This is a genomic window from Sphaerotilus sp. FB-3 (genome assembly GCF_023706025.1).
GTDB classification, from domain to species: Bacteria; Pseudomonadota; Gammaproteobacteria; order Burkholderiales; family Burkholderiaceae_C; genus Sphaerotilus; species Sphaerotilus sulfidivorans.
The window spans coordinates 38,313-50,505 of sequence record NZ_BQWE01000032.1 but is presented as its reverse complement, the minus strand read 5'-3'; the positions used below and the strand labels follow the sequence as shown (position 1 = coordinate 50,505).

General features: G+C 72.6%; 6 protein-coding genes. All 6 read left to right on the top strand.

The genetic code is table 11. The features are described from left to right. Positions 1-275: 275 nt before the first annotated feature. The 6 genes from bcsD (at position 276) to NFT33_RS12960 (ending at position 11,876) form a co-directional block, all read left to right on the top strand. On the top strand, positions 276-743 hold the full coding sequence (gene bcsD / locus NFT33_RS12985; RefSeq protein ID WP_251675939.1) for a cellulose biosynthesis protein BcsD: 468 nt from the start codon (positions 276-278) through the stop codon (positions 741-743). Positions 744-799: 56 nt separating this feature from the next. After that, complete coding sequence (locus NFT33_RS12980; protein ID WP_251675937.1) at positions 800-1,450, top strand: hypothetical protein; 651 nt, start codon at positions 800-802, stop codon at positions 1,448-1,450. Positions 1,451-1,575: 125 nt separating this feature from the next. After that, on the top strand, positions 1,576-3,780 hold the full coding sequence (gene bcsA / locus NFT33_RS12975) for a UDP-forming cellulose synthase catalytic subunit (protein WP_376744158.1): 2,205 nt from the start codon (positions 1,576-1,578) through the stop codon (positions 3,778-3,780). Then, positions 3,780-6,218 carry a cellulose biosynthesis cyclic di-GMP-binding regulatory protein BcsB gene (locus tag NFT33_RS12970; RefSeq protein WP_251675933.1) on the top strand — a complete coding sequence of 813 codons (2,439 nt, stop codon included), beginning with the start codon at positions 3,780-3,782 and terminating at the stop codon, positions 6,216-6,218. Before bcsA ends, NFT33_RS12970 begins: the two co-directional genes overlap by 1 nt. Beyond that, positions 6,184-7,575 (top strand): cellulose synthase complex periplasmic endoglucanase BcsZ, encoded by a 1,392-nt coding sequence (gene bcsZ, locus NFT33_RS12965; protein ID WP_251675931.1) that lies wholly within the window; start codon positions 6,184-6,186, stop codon positions 7,573-7,575. The genes NFT33_RS12970 and bcsZ overlap by 35 nt, the downstream gene beginning before the upstream one ends. Next, a complete protein-coding gene (locus NFT33_RS12960) occupies positions 7,548-11,876 on the top strand; it encodes a cellulose biosynthesis protein BcsC (RefSeq protein WP_251675929.1) in 4,329 nt (1,442 codons plus the stop codon). The genes bcsZ and NFT33_RS12960 overlap by 28 nt, the downstream gene beginning before the upstream one ends. Positions 11,877-12,193: the final 317 nt, after the last annotated feature.

Sequence of the window (12,193 nt, the reverse complement as noted above, 5' to 3'; positions counted from 1 at the left end):
TCCACGGGCTCCACAGGCATGTCCGGACCCGATGGTAGCGCCGGGCGGCGCCAGCCCGCACCTTGCAGGATCCCCACCAAAGGAGGAAAGCCAGCCATCGACTTCATGACTTGTGCGACAGAAATCCGATGCCATTAGTAACAGAAAGCCGACAACTCGCAACGAAGAGAAAAAACTTGCAATACCCCAGGAAGTGCCATGCTACTATCCCCAGAATAAGTGGTAATAGGCGCTATTTCTGCAGAATTGATAAATTTTCCCGGCTTTTACAGGCAATGAAACGCCCGACCTCGGATCACGAATATCACCAGCAGCACCAGTGTTCCCGCCAGTGGCGACCCTTCCTGTTCTGTCTCGGGCAGGAACTGGCCGAGCGGCTCGGCCCGGACGGTGCGCGCGCATTGATGCGCCGGCTCGGCGGCGCGATGTCGCGCGAGCGCCCGCTGCCGGCACTGGAGCTGCTGCCCGACCTGGAGGCCGCGATGAACACGCTCTGGTCCGACATGGACTGGGGCTGGGTGGAGCTGCAGGACACCGGTGATGCGCTGCGCATCGTCCACCACTGCGCGCCGCTGGACGCGGCCTTCGGCGTGTCGGCGCGCGCCTGGTCCGGCGCCCTGCTCGAGGGCGCCTACGAGCAGTGGCTGAAGGCCGCCGGCGCCGGCGATCGCCTGAGAGTGCGGCAGATGCCGGGCAGCAGCAGCTCGCCCGACACCACGCTGGTCTTCGTGCTGACCTCCTGACGCCTGCCACCACCGCCAGACCCCCGCCCAGACAACGCCTACAGGGAGCCCGAACGATGAACATCGGCGACGACATCAGCAACCTCCTGCGTCAGATCGGTCCGGAGGCCGGGATCTACCAGGACGTGAGCAAGTACAACGCGGCGCGCGGCGGCCACAGCCGTCGCGGTCTGTTCGGCCGCACCCAGCCCGCAGCCCTGACCGTGCCTGCCGATCTGCCGCAGAGCCCCCAGGACGAGCCCCCCGCCGCCGCGCCTGCACCCGCCCTGGCCGAACCGGCCCCGCCGGAAACCGTCGCAGCGCAGGTCGACACGGAAACTGTGGAACCTGCCCCGGCCAGAGAATATTCCGCTGGAGAATCAGCCGATATTCGCCTCGATCCTGCGGAAAACCCCGAGGACACCGAGGCGCGGTTCGCCCCGCTGCAGGCCGCCGCGGCAACACCTGTTGCATTCCTGTTGCAAGCGCCAGCCGCCCGCACGGAACCAGCCCCGACACTGGCTGTCGAGGTTCCGGCCGCACCGGCCCGGCCGACATCGCTCTCCAGCCTGGCGCGCCGGCTCAGCGGCGACGCCCGGCCTGCCGACGGACTCGATCTTTCCGCCTTGGGCGAGGGCTCGGCCGGCGCCTCGCGAGAGCCTGCTGCCGCACCGACGCAGCGGCTCGACCGACTCTTCGATCGTCTCGCCTCGTCGCTGCCCCGATGAGCGTGGGCTGACCTGCTGACCTGTTTCCCGCTGACGCCCCCGACCCCATGGCCGAACTGCCGCGCCTTCGTTCGCTGAGATCCCGGCTGAAGCCGCAGCGCTCGCGCCCCCACCACCGGCAGCCGATGCATGCCCGCACGCTGCTGGACTCGCTGTGGCCGATCACCGGCTGGCGGCTGTGGCAATACCGCGCGCTGCAGGCCGGCCTGCTGCTGTGCGGCCTCTTCCTGATGGTCACCGTGATGTCGGTGCCGCTCGAGCTGGGGGAGCAGGTCATCTTCGGCGTGCTGTGCTTCGCCTGCACCTGGGTGCTGAACAAGTACCCGGGGCGGCTGATCACGCTGGTGATGACCTTCGTCTCGCTGACCGTCTCGACACGCTACCTGTACTGGCGGCTGACCGAGACCATGCACATGGACAAGGCGGTCGACATCTTCTTCGGCACCGGCCTGATCGTGGCCGAGATCTACGCCTGGGTGGTGCTGGTGCTGGGCTTCATCCAGACGATCTGGCCGCTGCAGCGTCGCCCGGTGGCGCTGAACCTGCCGATCGAGGACTGGCCGCATGTCGACATCTTCATCCCGTCCTACAACGAGCCGCTGAAGGTGGTCAAGCCGACGGTGCTGGCGGCGATGGCCATCGACTGGCCGATCGACAAGCTGCACATCCACATCCTGGACGACGGCCGGCGCGAGGAATTCAGGCAGTTCGCCGAGGAGGTCGGCGTCAACTGGGTGATCCGCAACCACAACCGCCACGCCAAGGCCGGCAACATCAACGAGGCGCTGAAGAACACCCGCGGCGAGTTCATCGCCATCTTCGACTGCGACCACATCCCGACGCGCTCCTTCCTGCAGATGACGATCGGCTGGTTCTACCGCGATCCGAAACTGGCGATGATGCAGACGCCGCACCATTTCTTCTCGCCGGACCCCTTCGAGCGCAACCTGGGCACCTTCGGCCGCATCCCGAACGAGGGCGAGCTGTTCTACGGCCTGGTCCAGGACGGCAACGACTTCTGGAACGCGACCTTCTTCTGCGGCTCCTGCGCGGTGCTGCGGCGCGATCCGCTGCTGGAAGTGGGCGGCGTGGCGGTCGAGACGGTCACCGAGGATGCGCACACCGCGCTGAAGATGCACCGCAAGGGCTACACCACCGCCTACATCTCGATCCCGCAGGCCGCCGGCCTGGCCACCGAGAGCCTGTCGGCGCATGTGGGCCAGCGCATCCGCTGGGCGCGCGGCATGGCGCAGATCTTCCGCACCGACTGCCCGCTGCTGGGCCCGGGGCTGACGCTGGCGCAGCGGCTGTGCTACTCGAACGCGATGCTGCACTTCTTCTACGGCATCCCGCGGCTGATCTTCCTGACCGCGCCGCTGGCCTATCTGTTCTTCGGCGCGCATGTCATCCAGGAAAGCGCGCTGATGATCGCGGCGATGGCGCTGCCTCACCTGTCGCACGCCAACCAGGTCAACTCGCGGGTGCAGGGCCAGTTCCGGCACTCCTTCTGGGCCGAGGTCTACGAGGCGGTGCTGGCCTGGTACATCTTCCGCCCGACGCTGTACGCGGTCATCAACCCGAAGGCGGGCAAGTTCAATGTCACCGCCAAGGGCGGCTACATCGAGCGCGACTACTTCGACTGGGGCATCGCGCGGCCCTATGTGGTGCTGCTGAGCGTGAACATGGCGGGCATGGTGGTCGGCCTGCTGCGCATGGCCGCGCTGCAGTTCGGCTGGGGTGACCTGGGCGTGCCGGGGCTGGACTACAAGCTGCATGACAGCAACGACCAGATCGAGACGGTCGTGCTGAACATGCTGTGGACCGTCTACAACCTGATGATCCTCGGCGCCGCCGCCTCCGCCGCGTCCGAGACCCGCCAGGTGCGCCAGTCGCACCGGGTGCAGTTCGGGCTGCCGGTGCGGCTGCAGGGCCCGGGCACCGCGCCCTTCCATGCCGAGACCGAGGACTTCTCGGAAGGCGGCCTGAAGGTGCGCATGCCCGACGGCCTGGCCTTCGAGCGCGACACCCCGCTGACGCTGTGGATGGAACGCGGCGACGAGCCGCCTCGCTTCAGCGCCCGGGTCGCCTTCCGCAACGGCCGCTCGCACGGCCTCAGCTTCGAGGACATGTCGCTGGAGCAGCAGATGGATCTGGTGCAGTGCACCTTCGCGCGCGCCGACACCTGGCTGGGCGTGCAGGATCGTCACCACCCCGACCGGCCGGCCTATGCGCTGGCCGAGGTGTGCCGGCTCGGCCTGCGCGGCTGCGCGCAGGTCTTCCTGCGCCGCAACGGCGGCGCCGCACCGCCGGCCTCGTCCGCGTCCGCATGATGAGGCGTCCCCTGAACCTGAAGGCCGCGCTGGCGGCGGTGACGCTGTGCCTGCTGGCACCGGCCTGGTCCGGCCAGACCCGGGGCACACCGGAGCGCATCGAGCCCGCCCGGACCGCCGCCCCGCCGGAGAATCCCGTTCCGCCGACCCTTCCGCCGCCGGAGACCGCCGGCGCCCTGAAGTTCGACGTGCGCCGCAGCGCCGAAGGCCGCAAGCTGACGCTGCCGTTCAGCCAGATCGGGCAGGTGCACCATCCGCACGAGGTCCGTCGCGGTCAGTTCCGCCAGCGGCTGCATTTCGAGCTGCGCACCGACGAGCTGGTGCGCCGCGCGACCCTGACGCTGATGCTGGCACCCTCGCCCGATCTGCTCGGACGCAACGATCTGCTGGTGGTCAAGCTCAACAGCGAGACGGTCGGGCGGATCGCGGTGCCGCCGGCCTCCGGGCTGGACCGCAGCGGCCAGTTCTCGACCCGGCTGGAGCTCGACCCGAAGCTGCTGACCGACAGCAACGAGCTGACGGTGCAGTTCGCCGCACCGCCGCAGTGCGACAGCGCGCAGTTCCCGCGGGTCAGCGTCAACGGCCATTCGAGCCTGCAGCTGACCGTGCAGCCGCTGCCGCTGGCCAACGACCTGTCGGTGCTGCCTGCCCCCTTCTTCGACCGCCGCGACCCGGGCCAAACCGAGGTGACGCTGGTGACCTCGGACCGGCCGGACGGCTCGACGCTGCAGGCCGCCGGACAGCTGGCCTCCTGGTTCGGCGCGCTGGCAGGACACCGCGGCGCGCGCATCCGCTCGCGCGCCGACCTGCCGGCCGGCCATGCGATCGTGCTGGCCACCGCGCAGGACCGCCCGGCCGGCGTCAGTCTGCCGCCCATCACCGGCGCCACCGTGGTGCTGGGCAGCCATCCCTCGCGCCCCGGGGCCAAGGTGCTCTACCTGCTCGGCCGCGACGGCACCGAGCTGCGCCGGGCGGTGGAGGCGCTGGTGCGGGCCCAGCTGCCGGCCCAGGGCAGCTCGGCGGTGATCGACACCCTGCCCGAAGTCGCGCCGCGCCAGCCCCATGACGCGCTGCGCTGGACCGGCACCCAGCGGCCGGTGCGCTTCGACGAGCTGGTGCCGCAGGAGCGGCTGGGCTTTTCCGGCACGCTGCCGGACTCGATGCACAACTCGATGACGATGTCGCTGCAGATGCGCCTGCCGCCTGACCTGTTCCCCTGGCGGGAACGGGTGGTGCCGGTCGACCTGCGCCTGACCCACTCGCCGCGCCCGTTCAGCGATCCCCGGCCGGAGCAGGCCAGCATCGAGCTGCGCCTGAACAACGAGGAGCCGCTGCTCGCCGAGAACCTGGCCGCCGGCCAGCCCCGGCGCTGGCTCGAGCAGCTGTGGCAGCAGATCGACGACAAGGAGGTCAAGCGCGAGCACCGCCACCGCATCCGCCTGCCGGTCGAGAGCCTGGGCACCCGCTCCTACAACGCGGTCAACATCCGCATCGACCACGGCCCCTTCGACGAGCGCGCCCAGTGCCTGCGCGAGGCCCAGGCCGAGAACAGCCAGGGCGGCCGCCCCGACGAGGCCTGGAGCCTGCCATCGACCGTCATCGACGGCAGCTCGACGATCGACTTCTCGGACGTGCCGCACTACCTGCCGATGCCGGATCTGGCCGCGTTCGCCAATGCCGGATTTCCCTTCACCCGCATGGCCGACCTGTCGGAGACCGCGATCGTGCTGCCGGACCTGCCGATGCGCGAGGAGATCGACGCGATGCTCGGCGTGGCCTCGCGGCTGGGCGAAGGCAGCGGGGTGGCCGGGCGCCTGCTCGAGGTGGTGCGGGTGCGCGAGATCGACCGGGTCGCGCAGCGCGAGCTGGTGGTCATCGGCAGCGCCGGCAGCCAGCCGCTGTTCACCGAATGGGTGCGCGCGATGCCCTTCCGGGACCTGCCGGTGGCCGGCAGTGGCGACCTGCCCGAGACGCAGGAAGTGCCGTTCTGGCAACGCTGGCTGCAGGGTCTGTGGCAGCGCCCGAAATTCCCGCCGCTGCCGCAGCAGACCTTCCGCTCGGTCGAGGCGCCGGCAGTGATCGCCGGCTTCGAGTCGCCGCTGCGCGCCGGTCGCAGCGTGGTGGCGCTGATCGGCGCGACCGCTGCCGACCTGGAACTGCTGACCGATGCGCTGGCCGATGCCGAGCGGCTGCGGCGCATTCACGGCCACCTGTCGAGCGTGCGCGACGAGACGCCCGAGGGCGTGAGGCCCTGGTATGCCGATCCGACCTACGGCTCGGGCGAACTGCCCTGGCTGACCCGACTGCGCTGGGAACTCTCCAACAAGCCGGTGCTGCTGTGGCTGGTGCTGTTCGGCGCCATCCTGGCCCTGTCCCTGATCACCTTCGTGCTGCTGCAACGCCATGCGATACGACGCCGCGCGGGCTCGCCGCTCTGAGCCGGCCGCCCCTGCCCCGCCGCCCGCGGTCGATGCGGCACGCCGACAGCTGCTCGGCGCCGGCCTGGGCAGCCTCGGCCTGGGGCTGGGCGCGCTGGCCGGCTGCATCGAGAGCGGGGCCGGCGCCGCACCTTCTGCCGCACGCTCGCCCGCGACCGCCACGGCTCCGCTGACGCCGGTGGCCGATCCGCCGTCCGCGCCCGCCTCGCCGCCCGGCACCTGCCTGGACTTCGATCATCTCTGGCGCCGCTTCGTCGCCCAGTGCGTGCAGCCCGACGGCCGGGTGGTCGACCATGACACGCCCGAGCGGGTCAGCACCTCGGAGAGCCAGACCTACACCCTGTTCTTCGCGCTGGTCGCCGATGACCGGGCGCGCTTCGACAAGGTGCTGGACTGGACCCGGCACAACCTGGCCGGCGGCGACTTCTCGGCCCGGCTGCCGGCCTGGCAATGGGGCCTGCGCGACGGCCGCTGGGGCGTGCTCGACGCCAACGCCGCCTCGGATGCCGACCTGTGGCTGGCGCAGGCGCTGTTCGAGGCCGCTCGGCTCTGGAAGCAGCCCGCCCATGCCGAGACCGCACGCGCCATCCTGAGGCGGGTGCAGCGCGAGGAAGTGGTCGATGTGCCCGGCCTGGGCCTGATGCTGCTGCCCGGCCCGCAGGGCTTCGTCTCCACGGACCGCCAGCAGTGGCGCTTCAACCCGAGCTACAGCGCGGTGCACCAGCTGCGCGCGCTGGCCACCCACGACCCGCAGGGCCCGTGGGCAGAGCTGGCTCAGCAGGGCGTGAAGATGATCCAGGCGGTCAGCCTGAACGGACTGGCGCCGGACTGGGTCACCTGGCAGCTCGAGCGCTCGCGCATGTCGCTGCCCGGCGGCGTCAGCGGCCGCTGGCTGACACACGACGCGGAAAAGGGCGACATCGGCGGCTATGACGCCATCCGCTGCTACCTGTGGGCGGCGGTGCTGCCGCCGGGCGACCCGGTGCGCGCCACGCTGCTGCGCGCACTCGGCGGCCTGCAGCCCTGGCTGCAGGGCGACGGCCCGCCGCCGGGCAAGCTCTCGACCACCCGCGCGACGCTGATCGAGGCCGGACCGCCCGGCTTCGATGCGGTCGCCCTGCCCTATCTGGCCGCGCTGGGCGACCGCGCGGCGCTGGCGCGCCGGCTCACGCGGCTGCAGGCCGCGATGAGCCAGCCGCTGCGCTATTACGACCTGGTGCTGATGCTGTTCGCCATCGGCGCGCTGCAGGGCCGCTGGCAGTCCGGTGCCGACGGTCTGCTGATCCGCCGCGCACCGGTCCGCTATCCGACCGCTCCTCTGGATCCGACATGCCGACCTCTTCCGACCTCCGCCTGAACGGCCTGCGCCCCGGCGCGGCCTTTCCCGTGCATCTTGTCGCGCTGGGCTGCCTGCTGCTGCTCGGCGGCGCCGCGCACGCGCAGGGCAGCGCCAGCAGCAGCGCCGCCGCGGCCAGCCCGTCGACCGAAGGCGCCTCCACCACCGCCGCGACGCAGACGCTGATCGAGCAGGCCCGCCACTGGGAACGCAACCGCCGCCCCGACATGGCCCGCCAGCTCTGGGGCAAGCTGCTGGCGGTCGATCCGCGCCATCCCGACGCGCTGCAGGGCATGGCGGTGCTGAACATCGACGAAAGCCGCTTCGAGGAAGCCCAGTCCTATGTCGACCGGCTGCGCAAGGTGCGGCCCGATCATCCGGCGCTGGAGCGGCTGAGCCGCCAGGTGCGCACCCGCACCACGAGCCAGGCGCTGCTGGCCACCGCACGCCAGCAGGCCCAGGCGGGCCAGGCGGACGCGGCCTCGCGCTCCTACCGCGAGGCGCTGGGGACGAAGCCGGCCAATGACGAGCTGGCGCTCGAGTACTACCAGACGCTGGGCGGCACCAACGAGGGCTGGGACGAGGCGCGCATCGGCCTGGAGCGGCTGGCCCAGGCCCAGCCCAGCCAGGGGCAGGTCCAGCTGGCCTATGCCCGGCACCTGAGCTACCGCATGCCCACCCGCAACGAGGCGATCCGCCGCCTCAGCGCGCTGGCGGCGCGCACCGACGTGCCCAACGGTGTGCGCCAGGACGCACGCACCGCCTGGCTGCAGGCGCTGCTGTGGTCGGGCAGTGCGGCCGATCCGGCCCAGGTGCGCCAGTACATCAGCAGCGTCGGCCCGGACCCGCGCCTGACCGCGGCCCTGAAGGAGCGGGAGAGCAAGGGCAGCAGCGGTGGCGGCAGCGCCGGGACGACGCCGGCCCAGCCCTCGCCACGCGATCTGGCCATGAAGGCGGCCTACGCCGCGCTCGATGCCGGCGAGCTCGACGCCGCCGCCCGCCAGTTCGAGGCGCTGCTGCGCCAGCGCCCGCGCGAGGTGGACGCGCTCGGCGGCCTGGGGCTGACGCGGCTGCGCCAGGAGCGCTTCGACGAGGCGGTCGAGCTGCTGGGTCGGGCGACCGCGCAGCCGGCCGGCAGCCGCTGGAAGACGATGGAGCGCACCGCCCGCCACTGGCAGGCGCTGGGCGAGGCCAACGCCGCCCGCCAGGCGGGCGACACCGACCGGGCGCTGCGCCTGGCGCGCGCGGCCGTCGAGTCCGATCCGAAGGAGCCCGAGGCGCAGATCCTGCTGGGCGACCTGCTCGCGGCCCAGGGCCGTCTGCCGCAGGCCGAGGCCGCCTACCGCGCCGCGCTGCAGGCCACGCCGCGCCCGGTGCGCGCGCTCGCCGGGCTGATCAGCGTGCTGGGCGCCAGCGGCCGGGTCGACCAGGCCCAGGCGATGATCCGCGAGCTCGACGACAGCCAGCTCGCCCGTCTGGGCGGGGCCGGCGCGCTGCGCGCCAACCAGCTGCGGCTGCAGGCCGAGCAGGCGCAGCAGCGCGGCGACAGCATCGGCGCGCAGGCGCTGCTGGAGCAGGCGGTGGCGCTGGCGCCGCAGTCGGCCTGGGCGCGACTGGCGCTGGGCCAGCTGCTGGTGCGCCAGAACCGGCTGGACGAGGCCCGCGCGCAGCTCGACGCGATGGCGCTGCCCGCCGCCGGCGCCGAGCGGCTCGACGCGCTGCAGGCGCGTGCGCTGCTGCAGGCCGAGCTGAAGGATCACGCCGGCGCGCTGGCCTCGCTCGAGCAGATCCCGCGCGCGCAGCGCTCGGCGGCGATGGCGCAGCTGCATCGCCGCATGGCGGTGCAGGCGCAGGCCGCCGAGGCGGTGGCGCTGTACCGCGCCGGCCAGCCCTCGGCCGCGGCCGCGCTGCTGGCCGAGGCCGAAGGCGCCGCCGGCCAGGATCCGGACCTGATCAGCGCGGTGGCCGGCGCCTATCTCGACCTCGGCCACGAGGCGCGTGCCGCGCAGCTGATCCGCGCCACGCTGGCCGCGCAGCCGCAGGCCGGCCCGGCGCTGCTGCTGCGCCATGCCGCGCTGCTGCTGCAGACCCGCCAGGATGCCGAGCTCTCGCGGGTGCTGGGCCAGCTGATCTCGATGGCGCGGCTGCAGCAGCTCGGCCCGGCGCAGCGCCGCGATCTCGACGAGCTGCGCCTGGGCTACTCGGTGCGCCAGGCCGACCTGCTGCGCGAGGCCGGCGACCTGGCCTCGGCCTGGGAGGCGATCGCGCCGCTGATGCAGGAGCGCCCGGGCGAGCCGCGGCTGCAGATGGCGCTGGCGCGCATGCATCTGGGCGCCGGCGAGCCCGATGCGGCGATCGCGCTCTATGAGTCGGTGCTGCGCGAGCGCCCGGAGGAGGTCGACGCCTGGCTGGGCCTGGCTGCCGCCGCCGATGCCCGCAAGGACCGCGACACCGCGGCGCAGGCGCTCGAGCAGGCCCGCCGCCTCGCGCCCGACCGACCGGAGGTGCTGGCGCAGCAGGCCCGCCACTACCGCGCCCGCGGCCAGTTCGCCAAGGCGTCCGAATACCTGCGCCTGGCGATGGCCGCGCAGCAGCCGGCGGCGGTGGCGCAGTGGGGCCAGCCGCGCATGGCGGCCAACCCGTTCGCGCAGCGTCGCACCACGCCGCTGGCCGCGGCGGTGTCGCCGCCCAGTCCCTCCGCCCTGCCGGCGCTGCCGCCGATCAGCGACAGCACGGTGCTGTCCGGCGATCTGGATCGTCTGCCGCCGCCCGCCGCCGGCCTGCCCGCACCGGGCAGCGCGGCCGAGTCTCCGGTGGCCCGCACGCTGCGCTGGCGCGAGGCGACGGCAGCCACCGCCACCGCAGCCACACCCGAGGCGGCCGCAGCCAGCGCGCCGGCCTCCGCCCGCAGCGCCTCTCGCAGCGGCCGGACCGCCGCCGCCCCCTCGCCGGCCCCCTCTCCGGCACCCTCGCCCCGGACCGAGCCGGCCACCACCGCGCTGCCGGTGGCGGTCGCCGCGGCCGCCGCGCTGCCGCCGCTGCCCGCGCCGGCCGCCGGCCGTGCCGCCGCCAGCCGTCCGACCGGCGCCAGCATGCTGGCCGCCCTGCCCGGCCAGCTGCCGCAGCGCCGCAGCCGCACGCTGGCCGACGAGCTGGCCGAGATCCAGGCCGAGCGCGGCCCGGGCAGCCGCATCGAGGGCGGCGGCGCACTGCGCTCGCGCGACGGCGAAGGCGGCTTCGGCCGGCTCGACACCTTCCAGGCCCCGGCCGAAGGCCGCATCGCGATCGACGAGCTCGGCCAGGTGGTGGTGCGCGCCACGCCGGTCTTCCTCAGCGCCGGCGAGGTCGGCGCCGAGACCGGCACCCGGCGCCGCCACGGCACGCTGGCGCTGGATCCGACCGGCGTCACCACGCCCGGCGACCAGAGCGACGCCGGCATCGCGCTGGCGGTCGGCCTGGAGACCCGCAGCATCAGCGCCGACATCGGCACGGTGCCGGTCGGCTTTGCGGTCGGCGGTGCAGTCGGCGGCGTGCGCTGGGAAGACGCGATCGGCAGCGGCGGCCTGCGGCTGATGATCGAAGGCTCGCGCCGCGCGCTGAACGACAGCCTGCTGGCCTTCGCCGGCAGCACCGACGCACGCACCGGCCGGGTCTGGGGCGGCGTGCGCGCCACCGGCCTGCGCTCGCAGCTCTCGTGGGAGCAGGACGATGTCGGCCTGTACGGCTACGGCGGCGCGCAGGCGCTCACCGGCCGCGGCGTGGCCTCCAACAACCGCCTGGAGGCCGGCGGCGGCGGCTACTGGCGCGCACGCAGCACGCCGGACGACCGCCTCGAGCTCGGGCTGAACCTCGGCTACCAGCACTACCGGCGCAACCTCAGCGGCTACACCCTCGGCCACGGCGGCTACTTCAGCCCGCAGCACCTGCTCGCGCTGACGGTGCCGGTGAACTGGACCGGCCGCAGCGGCCGCCTGAGCTGGGGCGTGCAGGGCGCCGCCGGTCTGCAGACCTACCGCGAGGAATCCGCACCCTACTTCCCGACCGAGGCCGGGCTGCAGTCCTGGCTGGAAAGCCTGGTGGCCGCCGGCCAGACACCGACCGCACGCTACGCCGCGCGCAGCGACAGCGGCATGACGCTGAACCTCGGCGGTGCGCTGGAATACCAGATCACCCGCCAGCTCGATGTCGGCGCGCGCATCGGCTTCGAGCACGCACCGCAGTACAGCCAGGGCATGGGCTCGGTCTATCTGCGCTTCAGCCTGGAGCCGCGCGGCACCGCGACCGGCGGCCTGCGCATGCCCGCCGGACCGGCGCTGCAGTAGGCACGGCACCGACAGCACAGCAGCTGTCATGACACAGGCCCGCCCCCCCCCCCCCCCCGGATCCCGGGGCGGCGGGCCTGCTCCTTTCCGGCACGTTCACGCTCGGGGCCAACCCGAGGCGACGATGAAACCGTCGTGAAATCACGACACGGATCTTCCCTAGGTTTGCGCCTAAATCAGGGCGATGGTGAGACGCAAACGATCTCGACGCCCCTCGAGACCTCGAATTCTCTCCAGAATCAGCGCTGAGTCAGGCCTGTAACCCGCGTTCCCAGGGCACCCGCCCCAGGTCCGTTCGCGGGAATGAGCCGGGACAA